General features: G+C 58.6%; 20 protein-coding genes. 12 read left to right on the top strand and 8 right to left on the bottom strand.

Annotated elements, in window-relative coordinates; all coding sequences use genetic code 11:
• Positions 1-23: 23 nt before the first annotated feature.
• Together G560_RS0110825 and G560_RS0110820 are read right to left on the bottom strand one after the other, a co-directional pair.
• Positions 24-1868, bottom strand: coding sequence for an extracellular solute-binding protein (locus tag G560_RS0110825; protein WP_231575919.1), 1845 nt, complete (start codon positions 1866-1868; stop codon positions 24-26).
• A gap of 251 nt (positions 1869-2119) precedes the next feature.
• A complete protein-coding gene (locus tag G560_RS0110820; protein WP_022704328.1) occupies positions 2120-2632 on the bottom strand; it encodes a c-type cytochrome in 513 nt (170 codons plus the stop codon).
• A 120-nt stretch (positions 2633-2752) separates the two neighbouring features.
• Here G560_RS0110820 and G560_RS0110815 point away from each other — a divergent pair, with 120 nt between their 5' ends.
• The 3 genes from G560_RS0110815 to G560_RS0110805 all read left to right on the top strand — a co-directional run bounded on the left by G560_RS0110815 (position 2753) and on the right by G560_RS0110805 (position 5784).
• A complete protein-coding gene (locus tag G560_RS0110815) occupies positions 2753-3583 on the top strand; it encodes a prephenate dehydratase (protein ID WP_022704327.1) in 831 nt (276 codons plus the stop codon).
• Between the two features lie 555 nt (positions 3584-4138).
• Positions 4139-4570 carry a MarR family winged helix-turn-helix transcriptional regulator gene (locus G560_RS19050; RefSeq protein WP_022704326.1) on the top strand — a complete coding sequence of 144 codons (432 nt, stop codon included), beginning with the start codon at positions 4139-4141 and terminating at the stop codon, positions 4568-4570.
• A 56-nt stretch (positions 4571-4626) separates the two neighbouring features.
• A complete protein-coding gene (locus tag G560_RS0110805; RefSeq protein WP_231575917.1) occupies positions 4627-5784 on the top strand; it encodes an MFS transporter in 1158 nt (385 codons plus the stop codon).
• A gap of 118 nt (positions 5785-5902) precedes the next feature.
• On the opposite strand, the gene G560_RS0110800 is transcribed toward G560_RS0110805, so the two are convergent.
• Together G560_RS0110800 and G560_RS0110795 are read right to left on the bottom strand one after the other, a co-directional pair.
• Positions 5903-6127, bottom strand: a complete 225-nt coding sequence (locus G560_RS0110800) for a hypothetical protein (RefSeq protein ID WP_022704324.1) — start codon at positions 6125-6127, stop codon at positions 5903-5905.
• 13 nt (positions 6128-6140) lie between these two features.
• Positions 6141-7154 carry a helix-turn-helix transcriptional regulator gene (locus tag G560_RS0110795; RefSeq protein WP_022704323.1) on the bottom strand — a complete coding sequence of 338 codons (1014 nt, stop codon included), beginning with the start codon at positions 7152-7154 and terminating at the stop codon, positions 6141-6143.
• 142 nt (positions 7155-7296) lie between these two features.
• Between G560_RS0110795 and G560_RS0110790 the strand changes: the two genes are divergently transcribed.
• Together G560_RS0110790 and G560_RS0110785 are read left to right on the top strand one after the other, a co-directional pair.
• Entirely contained in the window at positions 7297-8322 is a 1026-nt protein-coding gene (locus G560_RS0110790; protein WP_022704322.1) for an alpha/beta hydrolase family protein, read from the top strand.
• Positions 8323-8661: 339 nt separating this feature from the next.
• Entirely contained in the window at positions 8662-9444 is a 783-nt protein-coding gene (locus tag G560_RS0110785; protein ID WP_162140859.1) for a hypothetical protein, read from the top strand.
• 164 nt (positions 9445-9608) lie between these two features.
• Here the strand turns inward: G560_RS0110785 and G560_RS0110780 are convergent, their stop codons facing one another.
• Together G560_RS0110780 and nudC are read right to left on the bottom strand one after the other, a co-directional pair.
• Positions 9609-10085: an SRPBCC family protein gene (locus G560_RS0110780; RefSeq protein ID WP_022704320.1), complete on the bottom strand. Its 477-nt coding sequence runs from the start codon at positions 10083-10085 to the stop codon at positions 9609-9611.
• Between the two features lie 126 nt (positions 10086-10211).
• Positions 10212-11168, bottom strand: a complete 957-nt coding sequence (gene nudC / locus G560_RS0110775; protein ID WP_022704319.1) for an NAD(+) diphosphatase — start codon at positions 11166-11168, stop codon at positions 10212-10214.
• Between the two features lie 235 nt (positions 11169-11403).
• Here nudC and G560_RS0110770 point away from each other — a divergent pair, with 235 nt between their 5' ends.
• Entirely contained in the window at positions 11404-13317 is a 1914-nt protein-coding gene (locus G560_RS0110770) for a bifunctional 2',3'-cyclic-nucleotide 2'-phosphodiesterase/3'-nucleotidase (protein ID WP_231575916.1), read from the top strand.
• A 66-nt stretch (positions 13318-13383) separates the two neighbouring features.
• Here the strand turns inward: G560_RS0110770 and amt are convergent, their stop codons facing one another.
• Together amt and G560_RS0110760 are read right to left on the bottom strand one after the other, a co-directional pair.
• Positions 13384-14697, bottom strand: coding sequence for an ammonium transporter (amt, locus tag G560_RS0110765; protein WP_028913988.1), 1314 nt, complete (start codon positions 14695-14697; stop codon positions 13384-13386).
• Positions 14698-14719: 22 nt separating this feature from the next.
• Positions 14720-15058 (bottom strand): P-II family nitrogen regulator, encoded by a 339-nt coding sequence (locus G560_RS0110760; protein ID WP_022704316.1) that lies wholly within the window; start codon positions 15056-15058, stop codon positions 14720-14722.
• Positions 15059-15323: 265 nt separating this feature from the next.
• Between G560_RS0110760 and G560_RS0110755 the strand changes: the two genes are divergently transcribed.
• The 6 genes from G560_RS0110755 (at position 15324) to G560_RS0110730 (ending at position 23421) form a co-directional block, all read left to right on the top strand.
• Entirely contained in the window at positions 15324-17510 is a 2187-nt protein-coding gene (locus G560_RS0110755) for a transglycosylase domain-containing protein (RefSeq protein ID WP_028913987.1), read from the top strand.
• An 81-nt stretch (positions 17511-17591) separates the two neighbouring features.
• The gene (locus G560_RS0110750; protein ID WP_022704314.1) at positions 17592-19325 is read left to right on the top strand and encodes a type I secretion system permease/ATPase; all 1734 of its coding nucleotides are present in this window, start codon (positions 17592-17594) and stop codon (positions 19323-19325) included.
• Positions 19322-20638, top strand: a complete 1317-nt coding sequence (locus G560_RS0110745) for an HlyD family type I secretion periplasmic adaptor subunit (RefSeq protein ID WP_022704313.1) — start codon at positions 19322-19324, stop codon at positions 20636-20638. Before G560_RS0110750 ends, G560_RS0110745 begins: the two co-directional genes overlap by 4 nt.
• Before the next feature lie 183 nt (positions 20639-20821).
• Positions 20822-21283, top strand: a complete 462-nt coding sequence (locus G560_RS0110740; RefSeq protein ID WP_022704312.1) for a RidA family protein — start codon at positions 20822-20824, stop codon at positions 21281-21283.
• Between the two features lie 125 nt (positions 21284-21408).
• Positions 21409-22179, top strand: a complete 771-nt coding sequence (locus G560_RS0110735) for a glycerophosphodiester phosphodiesterase family protein (RefSeq protein ID WP_022704311.1) — start codon at positions 21409-21411, stop codon at positions 22177-22179.
• A gap of 57 nt (positions 22180-22236) precedes the next feature.
• The gene (locus G560_RS0110730; protein ID WP_022704310.1) at positions 22237-23421 is read left to right on the top strand and encodes a GNAT family N-acetyltransferase; all 1185 of its coding nucleotides are present in this window, start codon (positions 22237-22239) and stop codon (positions 23419-23421) included.
• The last annotated feature ends 1 nt before the right edge of the window (position 23422 follow it).

The following is a 23422-nucleotide window of genomic DNA, read 5'->3' as shown; positions in this document are numbered from 1 at the left end:
TGCTTACCTGCCGTTTTTTATTGTTATTTCAGCACGCCTGCCGCCTTTAGCGCGGCTGCCTTTTCCGCGTTGTACCACCAGAAACTCAATTCGCCCAGTGCATAGGGCGGCAACGTTTGCGGATGCTCATACATATTGTAATAAGCAACCGTATGACTGCCCTTATACCATTGGAAAATACCGAAGCGTTCCAACCGCATCACGCGGTCCAGCGCCTTGGTTGCCGTGGTCAGGCTTTCCAGTGAATCTGCTGCCAGCACCAGATCAATCATCCGGTCCACCGCTTTGCTTTTCAGCCCCATCGCATTGAATGACGACACATCCGCCGTGTCAGCGCCGTAATACTGCTTCAATTCGGTCCCCGAAAAATAACCCGTTTGGGCGAAATGGTTCGTGATATCAAAGTCGTATTTCGGCGGGCGGGTGCGGTCTTCCATCTGGGCGTTGTCGACCCGCGTCAAAACCGCATCGACACCCAGACTGCGCAGGTTTTCGACAAAGGGGTTTATCACGCGGTCAAAGGTCGGGCTGTCCTCCAGAAACTCGATGCGCAACACCTCGCCTTTGTCGTTGCGCCGCATCCCATCGTCGCCAACAATCCAACCCGCATCCGCCAGCAAGGCCGATGCTTTGCGCAAATTGCCACGGTCCAACTGCCGGTCACCCGAAACAGGGGCCATCAAGGCCTCATCCGTCAAAACAGACGCGTCCAGCAAACCCTCATCGACCAGCGGCTGCAAAAGCGCCGCTTCTTCGGGCGATGGCACACCAGTTGCCTCCATAAAGCTGTTGCCCCAATATGAATTGATCCGGTCATAAATCCCGTAAAACAGCGTGGCGTTCGACCATTCAAAGTTGAACATCAACCCTATCGCCTCACGTACCCGCGGGTCTTGGAACTTTTCGCGTCGCAGGTTGAATACAAACGACTGCCCCGTCGATTTTTGCCCCGATGGCAGATCGGCCTTTATAATATGGCCATTTTCAACTGCCGGAAAATCATACCCCGTCGCCCATTTGATCGAAGATGCCTCATTGCGGAACGTATAACTGCCGCCTTTGAACCCTTCGAATGCCGCGTCATAGTCAGCAAAATACTCGATACGAATGCTGTCAAAGTTGTTGGTGCCAACCCGCAGCGGGTGGTCCTTGCCCCAATAATCGGGGTTACGTTTATAGGTCACCGACTCGCCAATCCGCATCGACCCCAGAGCATAGGCGCCCGTGCCCAAAAAGGGCGTAAGGTTACTTTCGGCAAGGTCCAGCCCCTCGGCTTCATATTGCGCCTTGGACAAGACAGGCAGCCCGCCCACGTCTTGCGGCAAATCCCGAGTGGGGATGCCCGCCTTAAAGGTGAACTTTACCCGCAACGGATCAAGCGCCTCAACCTTCTCGACCTTGGTGGCAAAGATAGTGCGAAAATCGGTCAGGCCCTTGGCCAAAAAAACCTCGTAAGAAAACATCACATCCTCGGCCGTCATTGGCGTGCCGTTCGAAAACATCACATCGTCGCGCAGGTTGAAAATGACCCAAGACCGATCTTCGGGGTATTCCAGCGTGGAACACAGCAGGCAGTAATTGGCCCCCACCTCATCATCCGTGCCCTCAAGGATCGATTCGAACGCCGCCGAAGACAGCGCCGCAGACCGCCCCTTGATTGAATAGGGATTCATGCTGTCAAACCCGCCCGAGGTCCATTCCGAAATCTCGCCACCTTTGGGCGCGTCGGGGTTTACATAGTCCAGATGCTTGAAATCTGCTGGATACTTCAGCTCGCCAAACGTGGAAATGCCATGGGCCGTGATAGTGGTTTCGGCATTCGCAGCCACCGTTGCGGCTGCCAGCGCCAACATGACGGCCCCACCCATCAGCCCAAGCTTAGCCAACCTATCGGCCCGCTGCGTAATCTTGGACGGGATCGCTGTTTCAATCACTGGCATCTCATACTCCCTGCTGCGTCTCGCATTCTTGCGGGTCATGCTAGAATGTAACCCCTAGCCGCAACAAGTTGCGTTTGCGTGATTATAGTCCGAAAAACACGAAAGGCCGCCCCAGGGGACGGCCTTTGAACAACTTTCTGGCGGCACTACGAATGTGTCAAAAGAAAACGACGAAAAAGTTACGGCTGTGTTGCCAGCCAAGCGATCAGATTTGCTCGGTCCGCCGGTTTCGGCAAGCCTGCAAAGCTCATCTTCGTGCCGGGCATATAGTTCTTTGGGCTTAACAAGAAACCGTCAAGGTTCTCAGGTGTCCAGCTTTCCGAGGACATCGCAAGCAGCGCATCCGAATAGCCAAAGCCTGCAACGGCCCCCTTAACCCGATCGACCACGCCATTGATATGCGGGCCTGTGCCATCCGAGCCGTCAACCTTGTGGCAGGCTTTGCATTTGGAGAACACTTTTTCACCAGCTGCCACGTCAGCCGATGCATAAAGCTCTGCAAAGGCGGGGCCTTCTGCTGCGGCTTCGGTCACCTCGCCAGCGCCGGTATCGATGGTATAGGCCTGTTCGCCTTCGCCCCCGTGGCCGCCGGTGGAATAAAGCGCGTCAGCTGCCCAGCCCCCCAGCATGAATACCAGAAGAGAGCCACAAGCGGCCCCGACTACTTTGGTCATTGTCATCGTGTCGAACATGTCGCGCCTCACATCAGCGTTCACTTTGGGTGCTTCTAACCGCTTCCCACCTTCCAATTCAAGGTATACTAGCGCGACCAAATGCCCTTATGCCGCTTTTATCGACGGAGATTGCCTAAAATGACCGGACGCATCGCCTTTCAAGGAGAATTAGGGGCCTATTCGCACGAGGCCTGCCGTCAGGCCCGCCCCGGGATGGAGGCGGTGGCTTGCCGGACTTTTGAAGACGCGATCGAGGCGTGCCGGTCGGGTGAGGTGGATCTGGCGATGCTGCCGGTCGAGAATTCGACCTATGGTCGGGTCGCGGATATTCACACCCTTTTGCCCGGATCAGGGCTGCGGATCATAGATGAGGCCTTTGTTCGGGTTCATATCAACCTGTTGGCCGTGCCGGGAACCCAGCTTTCGCAGGTCAAGCAGGCGATGAGCCATACGGTCCTTTTAGGCCAGTGCCGCGACTTTTTAAAAACCCACGCGATCACGGCGGTGACGGGTGCGGATACGGCGGGGTCGGCCAAGGCTGTTGCCGAAAAAGGCGAGCCCGCGCTGGCGGCGCTGGCATCGGAATTGGCGGGCGAGATTTACGGGCTGGATGTTCTGGCGCGGCAAATCGAGGACCAATCCAACAACACGACCCGATTTTTGGTGATGTCGCGCGAGGCGGATCATTCGCGCCGCGCCCAGAAAATGATGACAACCTTTACCTTTCGGGTCCGGAATATTCCGGCCGCGCTTTACAAGGCGATGGGGGGATTCGCGACCAATGGTATCAACATGACAAAATTGGAAAGCTATATGGTGGGCGGGTCTTTTACGGCCACGGAATTTTATGCCGATATTGAAGGCCACCCCGAGGATGCGAATGTAAAATTGGCGATGGAAGAGCTGAAATTTTTCACATCAGAACATGATATTGTGGGGGTCTATCCGGCGGATCCGCGGCGGGATTGAATGCGGACAAAGGCAAATGTCCGCGCGCGGTCATTTCTGCAAGTCTTTGATTTAGTGAAATAATGCATTTTTTAGTAACCAAATATTAACCCGCGAACGCGGACGGCGTTGTGCGGTGGGCTGGAACCCCACCCTACGGTGAAGGTTCACGATTTATGCGCAGCCTACGCGTGGATTTTTAGCGGCGGCACCAGTCATCGCTTTGGACACTCACACCGTGAGCGATGGTTATGACGTATTCAGGCAAGTACACCGACAGTCTGGAAAGAGCCCAATGTAACCTATGCTGCGCGGCGCACGAATGCCCTCTAACCCATGAGAGGCAAAAATCGTTCAACAACAGCTTGAGTTTTGAACGGGCATTTTGGCACCGGAAAACAGGCCCTTTTGGGGACGTTCCAAAAAGGAGGGTTTTTGGAACATATACTGATGACCGCTATCGGGACATTGCTGTCGTTGAGTTTGCTCAGACCGATGTCAGCACTTCAAGGCCGATTGCTTCTCCGAAGCGAAATACGCCTTGCTTGAAGAATAACGCGGGTATATACCCGCAATATGGATGATAGATGCATTTGCACAGCCCTTCGGCAGGCCGCAGCGCAAAGCACCGCTCACTACGACGCGGTGCTTGCCCCCTCCGGCATCAAGGTCACGATGTTCCGACTGCTGCGGCGGATTGAGGCAGCCAAGGCCATCTCGATCACCGAACTGGCCGAGATAGTTGGGCTCGACCGCAGCACATTGGGCCGCAACCTGCGCGTTCTGGAAAAGCAGACCCTTGTCGAGATTGGAACCGGCGAGGACGCTCGGGCGCGTCAGGTGTCGTTGACCCGCACCGGTCAGGAAAAGCTGCGGGAGGCGGTCCCTCTTTGGCAACAAGCTCAGCAAGAATTTTCACAGATCATCGGGGCGGACACATTGGCTGTCTTGGACCGTGTGGTCGATCAAACCGGCAAAGAAGAACAGGCGATGGGAGACAAGACATGACGACGCAAACAGTTGAAAAGTGGCACGGGGCAGGCGTCGCGCTTGTCTGTGGCTCGTTGATCCTCTTGATCTCCCTTGGCGTGCGACACGCTTTCGGGCTTTTCCTGCAACCTGTGAGCATGGATCAGGGGTGGGGGCGCGAGACCTTCGCCTTCGCCATCGCGCTGCAAAACCTCGTGTGGGGGGCCAGTCAGCCCTTCACCGGCATGTTGTCGGATCGCTTCGGGGCCAAGCCCATCGTAGCCATCGGTGCTGTGCTCTATGCGGCGGGTCTTTGGACGATGAGTGTTGTCGGCGGTGAAGCCGTGTTCATCCTTGGCGCGGGCGTTCTGATCGGGCTTGGCTTGTCCGGCACCACATTCCCGGTGATCTTTGCCGCCATCAGTCGCCTTGTGGCACCGGAACGGCGATCGCTTGCAATGGGGATCACCATGTCCGTGGGCTCTTTTGGACAGTTTGCGATGTTGCCTATCTCGCTTGGACTGATCGTTGCCTTCGAATGGCAAACCGCCTTGGTCGTCCTGTCCATACTGGCCCTCGCGATCTTCCCGCTCGCCTTCGGCATCCGCCGCGTTCCCGCGCCTATCGCCAGCGCGGATGAAGACGTGTCGTTCGCCCAAGCTCTACGCGATGCCTTTGGACAGCGCGACTTTTGGCTGTTGTCCCTCGGTTTCTTTGCCTGTGGTTTTCAAGTTGTGTTCATCGCCGTTCACCTTCCTGCTTTTCTTGCTGACGAAGGCGTGGGCAGCGGCGTCGCGACGATCGTTCTGGCCCTGATCGGATTGGTGAACGTCGCTGGCACCTACTACGCAGGGCTCTGGGGCGGGCGCATGCGCAAGCCGATGCTGTTATCATGGATTTACCTTGGCCGCGCAGCCGCCATCGCAGCATTCGTCCTCCTTCCGGTGACAGCGACTTCCGCCTACATCTTCGGCGCGGCAATGGGGCTGTTCTGGCTCTCCACCGTCCCCCTGACAAATGGAACCGTTGCCGCTGTTTTCGGGGTCAAGCACATGTCGATGCTGGCGGGTATCGTCTTTTTCGCCCATCAGCTTGGATCATTTGCTGGCGGCTGGCTGGGCGGCTGGCTATATGACCGGACCGGTAGCTACGATATTGCGTGGGGCATAGCGATTGGGTTGAGCATTCTGGCGGCTGTTCTGAACTGGCCGATCACGGAACGCACGCTGGCACAGCGAAGGGCGGTGTCATGAGCGGGCCTTCGATCCTCCAAGTGATCGCAGGAGTATTTTTCCTTGTGCTGCTGATAGCACTGTTCGTGCTATATCAGAATCCACTGTTAGAGATTTATCTATCCAGCTGGGGGCTATGCTAAGGCATGTCCCCAGAGCAGGCATTGGTGATTGTAGCAGCATCGGTGATTCTGGGCTCCAAGCCGCCATTCGCCGCATCTGCACGGCCTCCCAAAAACGACCGTTTGTTGAACGGTTCGGCAAGAGCCGCCATAGAGGCATATTCAGCGAGCTCACCCACCGCAGTGCGGTCATTCAGGCCCGCTTGAAACCGAACATCTCGCTCTCGGCTTGTGAGCGCCATCAAAGCTTGGCGTTCACCCCTCGCCCCCCAGCCGATACGCGGCGGGGGATTGGGTATAGCTGCGCTGGAACTCTCGATAGAAATTCGAACGTGACAGAAAGCCGGACTGCGCGGCGATGTCGGTCACGCTTTGGTCGGTATCACGCAGAAGGCGGGCGGCGTGGGCAAGGCGAAAGCCGTTGACATATTGCGAGACGTTCATCGCCTTGGTCTGGTTGATCGCGGCGGATAGGTTGCGCATGGGGACGTGCATGCGTTTGGCAAGGCGGTCGATGGACAGCGCGGGATCTAGGTAAAGCTGGGTCGAGGTGAGGAAGACGGCGGCGGCCTGTTCCAGCGTTGCCATGTCATCCTCAAGGTCCAAAGCGGCGGGCTGCGGTTTGCGGGCCGCGCCGAAACTGGCGGCGGTGATGATGGCCAAAAGCATGAGGCCGATCAACCCAATGGAGCCGAAGGAAATGAGTTGCACCGCCTTATCGCTGCGTTGCAGGGCAAAGCTGATGGCGATGGCGGTGTCGATAAGCACCATCGCGACCAAGAACCCTGCGGCCCAAAGCATGGCGCGGTGCAAGGCCCCCACCATTTCAAGGCGGGCGCGAACGAGGTTGTTTTGCCCTTTGCGCCAAAGCCAGAAGATTGCAGCGGCGTAAACGCTGTAGCTGAGGGCGATGACGCTGTCCAAACCCGCCCAGCCAAGCAGCGTGTTGGGCAAAGCTGCGGCGGCCACAGCGATGCCAAGATGCAGGGCAATCAGGCGCTGGGTTTGCAGGCTGGGTGTGGCGAGGACGGCAAAGCCGAGGTAGAGGAGTGGCCCGCCAAAAAGCGGCAGCGCGCGTTGCAAGGGGATAAGCTGTTCGACGCCGTAACCAAAGCGCAGGCCCACGAGCAGCGCACCGCAAGCGACGATGGCAAAGAAGGCGGCAAAGAGATTGCGCGCGACCGTAAGGCCGAAATCTATCCGCCAGACCAGCGCGCCTGCAACGGCGGCCATCACAAAGGTCAAAAGCGGCAGCGGGAACACCATCATATCGGCACGTTACCTGTCCTTGATCCTGCTGTCAGTGTCCTTGATCAGGTTTCAGGACAGCGATCAGGGGATCAACCCATTGTTTCGGTTGGGGTCTTGGCCGAAGTGATAGGCATCAACCCACAACATTCGGAGTCGTATCATGAAACGTCATATTGCAGCCACCGCCTTTGTTCTGATGAGTTTTGCCAGCGGGGTTTGGGCGGAGACCTATCGCACGGGGGTGGTGGATTTCAAGATTGAGGATGCGGCGGGGCGGCCGTTGGACGGGTATGTCTGGTATCCGACGATGCAGGAAGGGGCCGAGGTGCCCGCGCATGGCAATAAGGTTTGGGACCAAGTGATGGTGGTGCGGGATGCCGGATTGGTGGGCGGGGCGCACCCATTGGTGGTGTTGTCGCATGGGATGTTTGGCAATGCGAACAATCAGGCATGGCTGGCGCAGGCTTTGGTAGAGGATGGATATATTGTGGCGGCGGTGAACCATCCCGGTACGACGACGTTTGACAAGGACCCCGACCAGCGGCGAATGCTGTGGGAGCGTCCGCGCGATATCTCTCGGGTGATTGATTATGTGCTGGGCGGGGCGGGGATTGGGGCTGTGGTGGAACCTGCGCGCATTTTCATAGCGGGGCATTCGCTGGGCGGGTTTACGGCGGTCGCGCTTGCCGGTGGTCGGTATGACGGGGCGCAGTTTGATGCGTTTTGTGCGGGGCATCCGGGGGAATTGGTGTGCGGGCTGTTTGACGGGTGGGGCGTGGGAAAGTCGCCGGAGGACCTTGCGGCGATGCAGGGCGATTTGGGGGATGCGCGGATAGCGGGGTTTGCGGTGTTTGATTTGGGGGGCACGCAGAGCTTTTCCAAGGCCAGTCTTGCGGCCGTTGCGCACCCGATTCTGGTGATTGGCGCGCCAGAGGATATTCAGGGGTTGGATCTGGATATTGAATCGCGGGCTTTGGTGGCAATGCTGCCGAAGGGGGTGACGTATCTGGAACCCGAAACGCTGGCGCATTTCGATTTTTTGGGGCTGTGCACCGAGGCTGGGTTTGAGATTTTGAAGGAAGAAGAGCCGGAAGATGCCTTTGTTTGTGAAAAGGGCCGCGACGAGCGGAGGGCCGATCATGCGGCGGTTATTGATGCCGTGACGACGTTTTTTGGCGGGCTGTAAAGATGGGAGGCGGCGCGCGGACAGGGATATGTCCGCGCGCGGTCATTTTGGTAACAATTTGATTTTATGATATATTATAAAAACCAGTAACCAAATATTAACCTGCGACCGCAGACGGGTTTGCGCGGTGGGGGGGGGCGGGAGTCGGGGTGAACCCCGACCTACGGGACATCGTTGTGTTGTCGTGAAGGGGGCGTTACTTGGCGCCGTTGCATCATAACGAGAGATCGGCGCAGCAAGAGTTGATAAGGGTGAGACGCACCGCTAGCATGCCAAGGGATGAAATTTGCGAGTCCGTCTATGACCCCAGCGCCAAAACCGATCATCCCATCCCCCGAAATGACACTTTATCAACGTCAACAATGCGGGCAGCGATTTAAAGACCACACAATCAAAGCCCTGAATGCCTTGATGAAAGGTACTGGCTGGAAGCGCAATTCTGCTTGGGTTTTCAAGGTTGAAGGCGATTGGTATCTGACTGCGTTTGTCACAGGTGGCACAACACCTGACGGCCTTTCTAACCATCTACGGGTCGAAATGGGCATCAAACCAATGGCGGTTGACCCGATCAATTGGCGAGCGAAAGGGCTTCATTACAATCTAGGGAGGCCGCCTTCGTTTCGATCCAACGCAGCGTTTAAAGTGCCTGCCTTACCCATTGCAGAGCGCCAATGGTCTGAGGGACTGACTGACGTCACAAAATCCAGTCGGATGGTATTTGACTCGATCCTTTCTATGGCGGACGATGCGCGGCGTGCCGTTGCGACCAAACCATTTTCGCAGCTTGTCAGCGACCATGAACATGCGGACCGCTATGCTGCGTTAAAATGGGCAAGTCTGATTTCAGAGGGCCATGGCACGAGAGCAATTGAAGCCATAAAGCTGCATTATCGCCACCCTGATTCAGTTGGCGATGCCAGCAGTGCGGTCAATGACATCGTCGCTGCATATCAGAGTGTTATCGACGGAACCGATGCACAGGGGTATCGTTTGGCTGTTACAGACATTTTTGGGAACCCCGTATCTGATGGCCCAATTTTGCAGCCGCTTAAGAAAGTTGAGGCCAAAGGCACGTCTTGGGCCGACCGCTTGAAAGCGGCCCTGCTGCGCGGTTCGACATAAAATATGCCGGCTGTTCAAAAGAGCCGCAGCCATTGGGTGAACCGTGGCTGCCCCCCCGCCAATACGCCGCTTGCGGTTGGGATTAGCTGCGTTGGAATTCGCGGCAAAATTGAACGCGACAGCGAACACTTGCCCCTTGCGGCAAGGGCGCAGGCCCCTGCCCTTTACACCCCGACTTGCGATGCCTTGTAGCGATCTTCGATGTCTGCGGCGGTTTGAGACAGGCGCCGCGAGAAGCGGCGGGCGACCTTGGCCTTGGCAAGTCGCAAGGATTGCAGGAACAAGCGTGCGGCCAAGGTGCGGGGCTTGATGTCGAGAGTGACCACCACGCGGGTGCGGCGGGGGCCCATTTCGGCCATGTCGATGGACAAAATAGCCTCGGCGGGGGCAGCCATACAATCGAACACAAGGCGTTGATCTGGCGTCAGGGTAAGCAGTTTCAATTCGACTTTGCGTTTCTTGCCGCGATAGTCAAAACCGACCCGCCATTCCATGCCGGCACCCGGCTTGCGCAGGCTGTCGAGACGATCCACATCGGCACCACGGCGCATGGCGGCGCGTTCCCACATATCAAAATCGGTCAGGACAGAGGTGACGAAACCGATCGGGGCCTCGATATCTTCTTTTGCGCTAAGTTTCATGCCTGTTCCTTGAAGTTTGGCCGGTTTTCGGCTTCTGCCCAGTTTATGTGCAGGTTTTTCGCGGACTCGTATAGGTATTTTCGCAGCGATACGGGCGTTCCATCGGATTTTGTTGCCGCAATGTAGTTAACGTGCCGTATCTGCAAGCCAATGCGCGATGAGGTGATAGGCGATGGCCCCTTTGCGGGCGGGGCGGATTGTGGGATGCTGACCTGCCATGATGTCCATCATATCTTCGCGCGTGACCCAAATCGCGGCTTCGAGTTCGGCCGGGTCGATGGTGATGTCATCGCTGGTGGCGTCGCCAATAAAGCCCATCATCAAGGATGCGGGGAATGGCCACGGCTGGCTTGCGACATAGCGCACATCGCCCACGGTGATATTGGTTTCCTCCAGCACTTCGCGGCGCACTGCGGCCTCGACCGTTTCGCCGGGTTCGACAAAGCCTGCAAGGCAGGAAAACATGCCCTCGGGCCAACCGGGGGACCGGCCCAGCAGCAGTTTATTGCCGCGCTGAACCAGCATGATGACCACGGGGTCGGTGCGGGGGAAATGTTGGGCGGCGCAGGTGCCGCAGGCCCGTTGCCAGCCTGCGTTGATGGGGTTGGACGGCGCGCCACAGACGGCACAAAAGCGGTGGCTGCGGTGCCAATGCAGAACGGCCTTGGCGGTGGCGACCAATTCGGCAGCGCGGGGGGTGAGTTGGGTCATCACGCCGCGCAGTTCAAGGAAGGCGTGGGTGTCGGGCAGGCCGGGGTGAAACTGGGCCGAGGAGTCGAAGAAGCCTACCTCGACTGCCTCGGCCCCTGCTTCGGGCGACCAATCGGAAATGTCGGTGGCAAAGCGGGCGATGCCATCATCAAGGCCCAGAAACACAGGGTCGGTGCCGTGGGCCAGAACGGGGTGGCCTGCGGGGACCCAAGCGAGGTTGGTGCCGCCCACGATCAGGGGTTTGCCGCGCCAGAGAGGCAAAACCTGCCCGCCATTGGCCAAAAGATCGGCCATTTTTACCGGATCGTGGCGCAGATGGGCCGCGCGGTCGAGCGCCGAGCCTGCAAAGACCAATGTGTCTGTCAAAATCATAGCTGCCCCGTTTGATTGTTTGGCACGGTGATGCCACGCAGGCTGTGCCAAGGCAATCGTGTCGCGGGGACGGCTGGAGGTGCCAATCGGCGGGAATCGACAAAAACAACCCAGAGCTGAAAAAATATATTGTAATTGCTTCCAGAGGTGGAACCGCCCGAGATGATTCGGTAGGTTGGGGGCGTTGGTTGTGGGCTTACCCATAGCGTTCGGTCCATTGGAGAGCTGTCACCAAGTGAAACGTAGCCCGCATCATTTTTCAGTCGAAATGACCGAGGATCAGGCCCATTTGCGGATTTTGCAGACCACGGATCTGCATGCGCAGGTTTTCCCCTATGACTATTACAATGACCGCCCCGTTGAGGGCTTGGGGCTTGCGCATACGGCGCAGGTGATTGCAGCGGCGCGCAAAGCGACACCGAACACGGTTCTGCTGGACAACGGCGATATGCTGCAAGGCAGCGCGTTGGGCGATTATATGGCCTATGACCGCGGGATGCGTTTGGGGGATTTGCACCCTGTGATCGCGGCGATGAACGTGCTGGGCTATGATGCGGCGACGTTGGGCAACCATGAATTCAACTATGGTTTGCCGTTCTTGCAGGCGGCGGTGGCGGGGGCCAGGTTTCCGGTTGTGTGTGCCAATGCGTTGGTGAAGCGCGGAGACGATGTGGCGGGTGATGTGCGCCTGTTGCCGCCTTATGTTCTGTTGGACCGGATGATGACCTGCGCGGGCGGGGCGGTGCATCCGATCAAGATTGGCGTGTTGGGGCTGTTGCCACCGCAGATCGTGACGTGGGATGAAACGGTGCTGCGCGGGGCAATCCAATCGCGGGATATGGTTGAGACGGCGGCCGCGCTGATCCCCGAAATGCGGGCGGCGGGGGCGGATGTTGTGATTGTGTTGGCGCATAGCGGGATAGGGGAGGCGCGGCATTATGACGGGATGGAAAATGCGGCCCGACCCTTGGCGCAATTGCCGGGGGTGGATGCGCTGTTGGCGGGGCATACGCATATGCTGTTTCCATCGGCGCAGTTCGCAGGCGTTGCGGGGATAGATGTCGCGCGCGGTACGGTGGACGGTACACCCACCGCGATGGCAGGGTTTTGGGGGTCGCATCTGGGGGTCGTTGACCTGAAGTTGGGGCGCGAGGCGGGGCCCAATGGGGGGCGGTGGTTGGTGCTGGGCGGGGGCGGGCAGGCCCTGCCCGTTGCCAAGGGGGTAAAGCATGTGCCGGCCAAGCCCGTGCAACGCGTGTTGAAAGCCGCGCAAAAGGAACATGATGCCACGCTGGACTATATGCGCTTTCCGGTGGGGGCGACGGCGCGGCCTTTGCACAGCTATTTCGCGCTGATCAAGGATTGCATGACGGTGCAGATTGTTTGCCGCGCCCAGCGCCGGTATGTGGCGGCGCAATTGGCAGGGACCGCGCATGAGGGCTTGCCGCTTTTGTCAGCGGCGGCACCGTTCAAGGTTGGCGGATGGGCGGGGCCGGACCATTACACCGACATTCCCGCAGGCCCGATGTATCAGCGCAGCGTGGCGGATTTGTATTGTTTTCCCAACACGATTTGCGCGATGCGGCTGCGCGGCGCGGATATTCTGGAATGGCTGGAACGATCTGCGGCGGCGTTTCACCGGATCGAGCGGGGCAAACAGGACCAGCCCCTGCTGAACGATGCGTTTCCGTCTTATAATTTTGATGTGATCTTGGGGCTGACCTATCAGATCGACCCGACCCAACCTGCCCGCTATTCGACGCTGGGGGCGTTGGTGGATGATCAGGCCCACCGGATTACCGACCTGCGCTTTCAGGAAAAGCCGATTGATTTGACGGCCGAGTTTGTGGTGGCGACAAACAATTACCGCGCCAGCACCTATGGGGCGCTGTGCGGGGCTGGTTCGGCCAGAGTGGTATTTGAAACATCGGTCACGGTGCGCAATGTGTTGCTGAATGAAATCGCTGCGGCATCGCCGTTGACTATTCAACCCGAAGCGAATTGGCGGTTCGCGCCGATGCCCGACACCAGCCTTGTGTTTGAAACATCGCCCAAGGCGGCGCCGTTTGTGGCGGCGCTGGACGCGCCTGTGCTGGAGCGGTTGGGGGAAACAGAGGCAGGGTTTGTGCGCTACCGTGTGCGGGGGTGACGGTGCATTGGGAGACGCAAAAAGCCCGGACGCTTGGTCCGGGCTTTTGCCGTTTTTGGGCGTGGGTTAGGCGCGGAACTCGGGGTAGGCTTCGAGGCCAAGCTCGGCTTTGTCGAGGCCCATGATCTCGTCTTCCTCGGTTGGGCGCAGGCCCATTGTCGCCTTCAGGATGGCCCAGACCACAGCCGAGACGACGAACATGAAGCCCGCGACAGCCGAGAACCCAAGGATCTGCGCGCCAAAGCTGGCACCTTCGGTATAGAATGGCACCGCCATTGTGCCCCAGAACCCTGCAACCAAGTGGACGGGAATTGCGCCGACCACATCGTCGATTTTCGCTTTGTCAAGCAAGGGCACCACGACCACAGCGATGATACCGCCGATGGCACCGATCCAGATTGCCCCGAACAAGGTTGGGTCCAACGGGCCTGCGGTGATGGCCACAAGACCAGCCAAGGCACCGTTCAGCAGCATGGTCAGGTCGACCTTTTTGTACATAAGCTGGGTCAGGATCATTGCTGCAACTGCACCCGCTGCGGCAGCCATGTTGGTGTTGGCAAAGATCACGGCGACAGCGTTTGCATCGGCTTCGGTGCCCAAAGCAAGTTGGGATGCGCCGTTAAAGCCGAACCAACCCAGCCACAGAACGAATGTGCCCAAGGTTGCCAGCGGCAGGTTGGACCCCGGCATCGGGTGAACGCGGCCGTCTTTGCCGAATTTACCGATACGTGGGCCGAGGATCAGCGCACCTGCCAAGGCCGCGGCACCGCCTGCTGCATGGACAAGGGTAGAGCCTGCAAAGTCGTTAAAGCCCGCAGCCGAGAGCCAGCCGCCGCCCCACTGCCAAGATGCCTCGATCGGGTACATAAAGCCGGTCAGGACAACGGTGAAGGCAAGGAAGGGCCAAAGTTTGATGCGTTCGGCCAAGGTGCCCGACACGATGGAGGCGGTGGTGGCGCAGAACATCAACTGAAAGAAGAAGTCAGAGCCGACCGCATAGGCCGCATCGGGGGCGATGTCGCCTTTAATCACGGCAGGGGTAAAGCCGCCGATCCAGCCTGCGATGGTCCAGGCATCGCCAGGGTACATCAGGTTATAGCCGACCAGCCAGTACATGATGGAGGCGATGGCAAAGAGGGCGATGTTTTTGGTCAGCTGCATCGAGACGTTTTTGGAGCGCACAAGACCTGCTTCGAGCATGGCAAAGCCTGCGGCCATCCAAAACACCAGAAAGCCACCGATAAGGAACAGCAAGGTGTTGAAGATAAAGGCGTTGTTGACGACGGGTGCCGCCTCGGCTGCGGCATCCTGTGCCCAAAGTGGCATGGCAGTCAGGGTGGCAAGGGCTGCCCCGCCCAATGTAAGTTTAAGGTTTTTCATTTTCATTTCCTTCCCCCGCTGCTTAGAGCGCGTCATCATTGGTTTCGCCGGTGCGCACGCGCAGGGCTTGGGATACGTCCAGCACAAAGATTTTGCCGTCGCCGATTTTTCCGGTTTTAGCGGTCGTGGCGATGGTTTCCACGGCGGCATCGGCAAGACTGTCGGGCACCACAATTTCAAGCCGCATTTTCGGCACGAAATTCACGGCATATTCTGCGCCGCGATAGATTTCGGTATGGCCGGACTGTGACCCGAAGCCTTTGATTTCAGTGACCATCATTCCGCGAACGCCCAAGGTGGTCAGCGCCTCGCGGACCTCCTCAAGTTTGAATGGTTTTATTGCTGCGATAATCAGTTTCACGACTTTCCCCTTTTGATTGCCTCATCCGGGACGAGGCCCGACCGTATGGGGATAGAAGGGGTTTGTTTGCAGGTGCAGCACAAGTTCGGATGGGGGCAGATGTGGGTGAAAACCGGAAAATTGCACAATTTTTGCACTTATTAGGCTATTCGATTAAAAATTAATCATATATCCCCCGGAGCGACGCTGCGTTAAGGCTCTACAATCGGAACAAGCCGCGCTATTCTGCGCGCAATAAAACGTGAAAACACGGGACCAGTAACGAATGAGCAGATCAGGCAACAGACCCCCACCTTTGGTGGCGGATCGCCGCTATAAAACGCCTGCGACGGCGAAGAAGGCCGCGCCCCCCCCAAAGCGCAAGCCGCAGAAAAAGCGGGCGCCGCGCAGGCGTGGGATTTCGGGGTGGATTGCGGCGTTCGTGGGGCTGATCTGGCGGGTTGTCTGGGGATTTACCTGGCGGATCGGGGCGGTGTTTGGCCTGATTTTGGCGGCGGTGACGTTTTACTTTTACGCGCAGCTGCCACCCGTGGACGATATGCTGGATGCGCGGGCGCGGGGGTCGGTGACGTTGCTGGACCGCGAGGAAAAGGTGTTTGCGTGGCGCGGCGAGACGTTTGGCGGGCAAAGCACGGCGGAAACCGTGTCGAAATACCTGCATGACGCTGTGGTTGCGACCGAGGACAAGCGTTTCTATTGGCACTACGGGATTTCACCGCGTGGCATCGCGAGCGCCGTGCGGATCAACATGCGCGAAGGGCGCGGGCCATTGTCGGGGAACGGCGGGTCGACGATTACGCAGCAGGTGGCGAAATTGCTGTGTCTGGGCGTGCCCTATGACGCGGCCACATGGAAATCCGAAGCGGATTATGAGGCCGACTGCCGCCAAGGCGGTTTGGTGCGCAAAATTCGCGAAGTGCCGTTCGCGCTGGCGCTGGAGACGAAATACACCAAGGAAGAAATCCTGACGATTTACTTTAACCGTGCCTATTTGGGTGCGGGCGCGCGAGGGTTTGAAGCGGCGTCACAACGCTATTTCGGCAAGTCTGCACGCAATGTGGACGCAGCAGAGGCGGCGATGTTGGCGGGGTTGCTGAAGGCACCGTCGACCTTTGCGCCGACCAACAACCTGAAACGCGCGCAGGACCGCGCGGCAGTGGTGTTGGGCCTGATGCAGGAACAAGGCTACATTACGTTGGCCGAGCATGAGGCCGCGCTGCGCAACCCTGCCACGCTGTCCAAGGCGGCCGAGGCGCGCGCGGGTGGCTATTTCGCCGATTGGGTGATGGGCGAAGGCCCAAGCTTCCTGACCAAAGACACGACCGAAGACGTGATAATGCGAACCACGCTGGACCAGCGTCTGCAAAAGGCAGCGGAATCGGCGTTAGCGGCGGTGCTGGATGCCAAGCTGCGCGCGGGGTCGAAAACCGAGGCCGCAGTGATTGTCATGTCAGCGGATGGGGCGGTGCGGGCGATGGTTGGCGGGCGGCATGCAGCCCCCCCCGGCAGTTTTAACCGCGCTACAATGGCGAAACGGCAAACTGGGTCAGCGTTCAAGCCGTTCGTCTATGCGGCAGCGATGGATTTGGGCTATACCCCTGCGGATTATGTTGAAGACACGCCGCTGACGATCAATGTGCGCGGATCGGGGCCGTATTCGCCGCGTAATTATACCAACAAATATCTGGGCTTGATTACCCTGACCAAGGCGCTGGAGGAATCGGTAAACACCGCCGCTGTGCGCATATCCGAGGCAGTGGGCCGTGATGTCGTGCGCAAAGTGGCCGAAGATTTCGGCATCCGCAGCGATTTGGCAGCGGGGCCTGCGCTGGCGCTGGGGGCATCGGAATCGAGCCTGTTGGAAATGACCGGCGCCTATGCAGGGATTTTGAACGGCGGGTCATCGGTGCGGCCTTATGGGCTGATCGACCTGCGGCTGAAGGGCGACAATACGCCGTTGCTGGGCCAAGATGGCGGGATCGGTGAGCGGGTGATCTCACAGCAAGCGGCCGAATACCTGACCTATATGATGTATATGGTGGTGCAGGAAGGGACTGGCGCGCGTGCCAAGCTGGGCCAGCGGCAGGCGGCAGGGAAAACCGGCACGACATCGGCGGCGCGGGATGCGTGGTTCATTGGGTTTACGGCTGATTATGTGGCCGGTGTCTGGATGGGCTATGATGACAACACGCCGCTGTCGGGTGTGACAGGAGGCGGATTACCTGCCGAGATTTGGAATGAGGTGATGGTTCGCGTGCATGAAGGCATGCCCGAGCGGCCCTTGCCTATGCTGATACCAGAGCAGCGCCTGCCGCCAACCGCCAAGAACCAGCAGTATGAACAGGCGCCACAGCCGCAGTATCAGCCACAGACCCAGCAAGCGCCAGCACCGCAAGACACCCTTGCAGACCAGATTTTGAAAGAGGTGCTGGGGATTTTGGGCGGAAACTAGGCTGATTTGCGGCGTTTGATTACGGGGTCTTAAGGTTTTGACGCGATGCTGGGGCCAACCCTGCATTGGACTGCCAAACCCATGACACACGAAACATCTGCCGGAGCGAGAGAGTTATCCGATGCGCGCCGCAGCGGGCGGGCGCTGTATAGTGTGCTGTTTGTGTTCAGCTTTTTCGTGAATTTGCTGATGCTGACAGGGCCTTTGTATATGTTGCAGGTTTATGACCGCGTGCTTGGCAGCCGGTCAGAGGCGACGTTGATGGCGCTGTCTTTGCTGATGCTTGCGATGTTTGTGGCAATGGGTGTTTTGGACCATGCGCGTAACCAGATCGTCGCGCGGGTTGGCGCACGGTTTCAGGATGCGCTGGACAAACGGGTTTTTCAGGCGGCGGTGCGGCGGTTGACGGTGGCCCCGCAGGATGCAAGTGCGATGGTGGCCCAGCGTGATCTGGACTCGGTGCAGCGGTATCTGTCATCGCCCGTGCATCTGGCAGTGTTCGATTTGCCGTGGACACCGCTGTTTTTCGCGGCAATTTTTGTTTTTCATTCCGCCTTGGGTTGGTTGGCAATTGGCGGCGCTGTGTGCCTGATTGGCCTGACCGTTTTGAACCGCCGGCTGACGCACGCACCCTTGATGCAGGCCAATCGCACCGCGGGTTTTGCGGATCGGTTGGGCGAGAACCTGAAAGCGGAAAGCGAAACCGTGCAGGCGCTGGGGATGGCGGGGGCGGGGTTTGCACGCTGGCAGGCTGCACGTGACGCGGCACTGACGGCCGCTATTGGGGCGACGGATGTGGGCGGCGCGTTCACCGTGGCATCGAAAACTTTTCGGCTGTTTTTACAATCGGCGATGCTGGGGGTTGGGGCCTATCTGGTGTTGCAAGGACAGCTGAGCGGAGGGGCGATGATCGCGGGGTCCATCCTTTTGGGACGCGCCCTTGCCCCGATAGAGGTGCTTGTGGCGCAATGGGCGCTGGTACAGCGGGCGCAAGAGACGCGGGTGCGGTTAGCAGTGGTGTTGACGCTGCAACCGCCCGAGCGCGCGCAGACGGCATTGCCACGCCCGCGTGCGGTGCTGGATGTGGCGGGTTTAACGGTGGTCCCCCCAAGTGCGGGGCAAGCTGTGCTGCGGATGGTATCCTTCGCCCTGCAACCGGGGCAGGCGCTTGGCGTTATTGGTGCATCGGGATCCGGCAAATCCAGCCTTGCCCGCGCGTTGGCGGGAGTTTGGCAGCCTGCCAGTGGCAAGATCCGGCTGGGAGGGGCATCCTTGGGCCAATATGACCCCGATGTTTTGGGGGCATTGATCGGCTATTTGCCGCAGCGGGTGGCGCTGTTTGATGGCACGATTGCGGAGAATATCGCACGGTTAGCGCTGGTGCCCGATGCGGCACAGGTTGTCGATGCGGCCCGACGCGCGGCGGCACATGAGATGATTTTAAGCCTACCCAATGGTTATGACACGCAAGTATCTGCTATCGGCGCGCGGTTGTCGGGTGGGCAAATCCAGCGGATCGGTTTGGCGCGAGCGCTGTTTGGTGATCCTGTTTTGCTGGTGTTGGACGAGCCGAATTCCAACCTTGATAGTGACGGGTCGAACGCGCTGAACCACGCAATCAAGGCCATGAAAGCGGCAGGGAATGCGGTGCTGATCATGGCCCACAGGCCTGCGGCGATTCAGGAATGCGATCTGCTTTTGGTGTTGGAAGACGGGGTGCGCCGCGCCTTTGGTCCGCGTGATCAGGTGCTGCGCGAGATGGTGCGAAACCATACCGACATTGCGCATAGCGCTGCGTGGGACGGTGCCGCGTGATCGATTTGAACCACCGTTTGCAGGTTGATTGGTCGGTTGGCAGGCCCGTTCTGGTTGGGTGTGTCACGCTGTTCCTACTGGTCGGGTGCTTCGGGTCTTGGGCCGTGATGTCACGAATTGCCGGCGCGGTTGTGGCCTCTGGCCGGATTGAAGTGGCCCAGAGCCGGCAAGTTGTGCAGCATCCGGACGGCGGGCTTGTCGCATCGATCCATGTGATTGAGGGGCAAGCGGTTGCGGCGGGAGCCCTGCTTTTGCGGCTTGACGGGGCGGCGGTGAAATCTGAATTGGCGATTGTGGAGGGACAGTTTTACGAGCTGCTGACCCGTCAAGGGCGGCTGGAGGCAGAGCGCGATGATTTGGCCGAAATCCGGATTCTGCCCGAAGTGACCGACGCGGCACGGCATAAGGCCGATATCGCGGGTTTGATTGAGGGGCAGCGCAGATTGTTTCTGGCCCGCAAGGACAGCATGGCCCAGCAAGTAGCACAGCTGGCAAAACGCCGTGGGCAAATTGACAGCCAAGTTATCGGTATTGCCGCACAATTGCAGGCGCTCACGGCGCAGCTTGGGCTGATCGAACTGGAACTGACAGTCCAACAGGGTTTGCTGGCCAAAGGCTTGGCGCAATCCAGCCGCGTGCTTGCCCTTCAGCGCGAAATGGCGCGACTTGAGGGGCAAGTTGGCGAATTGTCCGCAAGCCGTGCGCAGTCGGAAGGGCGTATCACCGAAATCGAGATTGAAGTGCTGAAGCTTGCCGCCGCCCAGCACGAGGAGGCGAATCTGCACTTGCGCGACATCGGTTACCGCATTCTGGAACTGGCCGAACGCCGCCGTGCTTTGTCCGAACGGGTCGCAAGGCTGGACATTTTAGCCCCTGTGTCGGGCATTATTCTGGGGTTGCAAGTCACCACACCCCGCGCGGTTGCACAGCCCGCAGAGCCGCTTATGTACCTTATTCCACAAGATCGCCCGTTGGTTATTTCCGTACAAGTGCAACCATTCCATGTGGATCAAATCAAGGTGGGGCAGACGGTAAAGTTGGTGTTTTCGGCCTTTCCCGCGCGAACCACACCAGACCTTAGCGGGCATATAACCGTTATTTCCGCCGATGCGCTGATGGATCCACAGAGCCAAATGCCCTATTATCGCGCCGAAATTATGCCCGATGCAGGAGAGGTTGAAAAGCTGGAGGGTTTGACGTTGATCCCCGGCATGCCGGTTGAGGCATTTATCGGCACCGGCGAACGCAGCCCCCTAGCCTTTCTTATCAAACCGTTCACTGATTATTTTGCACGCGCGTTTCGGGAAACCTAAGCCAATTTCGTTGGGCAGCGACAAGATAGGCCATAACCGTTCCCCGCCGGCTTTGGTCCATACTGCACCCTATCGCCCCAACCGCTTTGGTCGCAGGCGTTCAAAACAGGGGCGTTTGCATTTTGCATTTCAAACTGTGCCTAAAACCGGATAGGTTCGCGAAAACACCCGAAAGGACCAGTCATGACCATTGCATCCCGCCTTGCCGAACGCGGCATCACGCTGCCCAATGCCCCTGCCCCGGCCGCCAATTATGTGCCATTTGTGCAGGACGGCAGCACACTTTACGTTTCGGGGCAAATCAGCCAAGGCCCTGATGGCCTGATCAAGGGCCGCCTTGGCGACACGATGAGCGTGGAAGACGGCGCCGCGGCGGCGCTGCGCTGTGCAATCTCGCTTCTGGCGCAAGTCAACGCGGCCTGTGGCGGAGATCTGTCGCGGCTGAAACGGGTGATCAAGCTGACCGGATTTGTGAATTCCACCGCCGATTTTGTTGACCAGCCAAAGGTCATCAATGGCGCATCGGATTTCTTGGTGGACATCTTGGGTGACGCAGGCCGTCATGCGCGTTCAGCGGTTTCGGCTGCGTCCTTGCCATTGGGCGTTGCGGTGGAAATCGAAGGTATCTTTGAAATCGCCCCGTAACGCGCCCGCCCCATAACCTGCTTTCATCTATTCATATCCCTCGGGGAAAATCGGTTTTGGCAGCGCCAAAGCCGGATCGGGGGGCAAAAAGCCCCCCTCCCCTACCAGCAGAAAAGCGAAACAACGTGGCCACAGACCTGCACCCCGATTTTCTGACCAAGCCCATCGCACATCGCGCCTTGCATGATGTCACAGATGGCCGCCCCGAAAATTCGCGCGCGGCGATCCGTGCGGCGATCAAAGCAGGCTATGCGATTGAAATTGATCTGCAATTGTCGCGCGATGGCAAGGCGATGGTGTTCCATGACGAAACGCTGGACCGGCTGACAATGGAAACCGGCCCCGTCAACCAACGCTCGGCCACCGAACTGTCGCATATCCCTTTGCGCGGCGGGCGCGAAAACATCCCCAGCCTGAAACAGGTGCTGAAACTGGTGGCGGGCCGCGTGCCTTTGTTGATCGAATTGAAAGACCAACAAGGCGGGCTGGGCCCTACCGATGGCAAGTTGGAGGCGGCAACCGCACAAGCGCTGGCAGATTATGAAGGGCCCGTGGCTGTGATGTCGTTTAATCCCTATTCGGTGATTGTGATGGCGCGGCTGTTGCCGAATGTGCCGCGCGGCATCACCACCTCATCCTTTGACCCTGCCGATTGGCAACCGATTGCGCCTGCAATCTGTGACCGGTTGCGCGAAATTCCTGATTATGACCATGCCAAGGCTTGCTTTATCTCGCATGAGGCAAGTGATCTTGACCGCGCCCGCGTGACCGAGTTGCGCCATGCTGGGGCGGTGGTTTTCTGTTGGACCATCACGTCGCCCGAGGGCGAAGCAACGGCGCGCAAGGTGGCGCATAATGTTACCTTTGAACGCTATCTTGCGCCTATTCCGGCTTGACCTTGCACCATGCGGCCCCAGCTTGGCAGGACAGTGTTGCCTTACAAAGAATGTCCGATGGCCGAAATTGAAATCACGCTGCACAGCAGCTTTGCCGATATTTCGGCGCAAGATTGGGACAGTTTGGCCTGCCCCGAGGCGGCAGATGGCCGCCCCGTTGATCCATTCACGACGCATCGGTTTTTGCTGGCGCTAGAGCGGTCGGGGTCGATCGGCGGGCGCAGCGGTTGGCAAACCCGCCCGATGGTCGCGCACAGGGCGGGCGTGGCGATTGCCGCCATGCCGATGTTTGCCAAAAGCCACAGTCAGGGGGAGTATATCTTTGACCACAACTGGGCGCAGGCGTTTGAAAACGCGGGTGGGCGCTATTACCCCAAGCTGCAAGTCGCTGTGCCCTTTACACCTGCCACGGGCCGCCGCTTTCTGACCCTGCCAGATGAGGAGGCCGAGGGCACCGCCGCCTTGATAGCGGGCGCCACGCAGGTCGCAAACCAACATGGTCTGTCATCCCTACACATCACCTTTTGCACCGAAGATGAGGCGGCGCGCGGGGCGGCGCTTGGGTTGATGCAGCGTATCACCCAGCAGTATCATTGGCATAATGATGGTTATACCGATTTTGACGCGTTCCTTGCGCAGCTCTCGTCTCGCAAACGCAAGGCCATCCGCAAAGAACGCCAAACCGCCAATAGCGCGGGCTTGGACATTCGGTCGCTGACGGGCGATGCCATCGAACCCACCCATTGGGATGCGTTTTGGCAGTTTTACCAAGATACCGGCGCGCGCAAATGGGGCACGCCTTATCTGACCCGCGCGGCGTTCGATGAATTTCATGCCACGATGCGCGATGACATTTTGTTGGTTCTGGCCTTTGACGGCGACCGCGCGGTTGCAGGTGCGCTTAACTTTATCGGGCGTGATACATTGTATGGCCGCTATTGGGGCTGCACCGAAGACTACCCCTGCCTGCATTTTGAACTGTGCTATTACCGCGCGATTGATTGGGCGATCGCGCATGGCTTGCAGCGGGTCGAGGCGGGCGCGCAAGGGGACCACAAACTTGCACGCGGCTATCTGCCCGTGCCGGTGTATTCCTTGCACTGGATCGCGAATGACGGTTTTGCCAGCGCCGTTGCCGATTATCTTGATGCCGAACGCAATGCCGTGACCGAGGATATTGAGGTCACCACCGCCTTTGGCCCATTTCGCCGCATCGCCTCGGATGACCCCGACCAAACCTGAC

Origin of the sequence: Pseudorhodobacter ferrugineus DSM 5888 (assembly GCF_000420745.1) — a bacterium.
In the GTDB taxonomy this organism is placed as follows: domain Bacteria; phylum Pseudomonadota; class Alphaproteobacteria; order Rhodobacterales; family Rhodobacteraceae; genus Pseudorhodobacter; species Pseudorhodobacter ferrugineus.
Note: the sequence above shows the minus strand (reverse complement) of the source record. Positions and strands in the feature narration are given on the sequence as shown.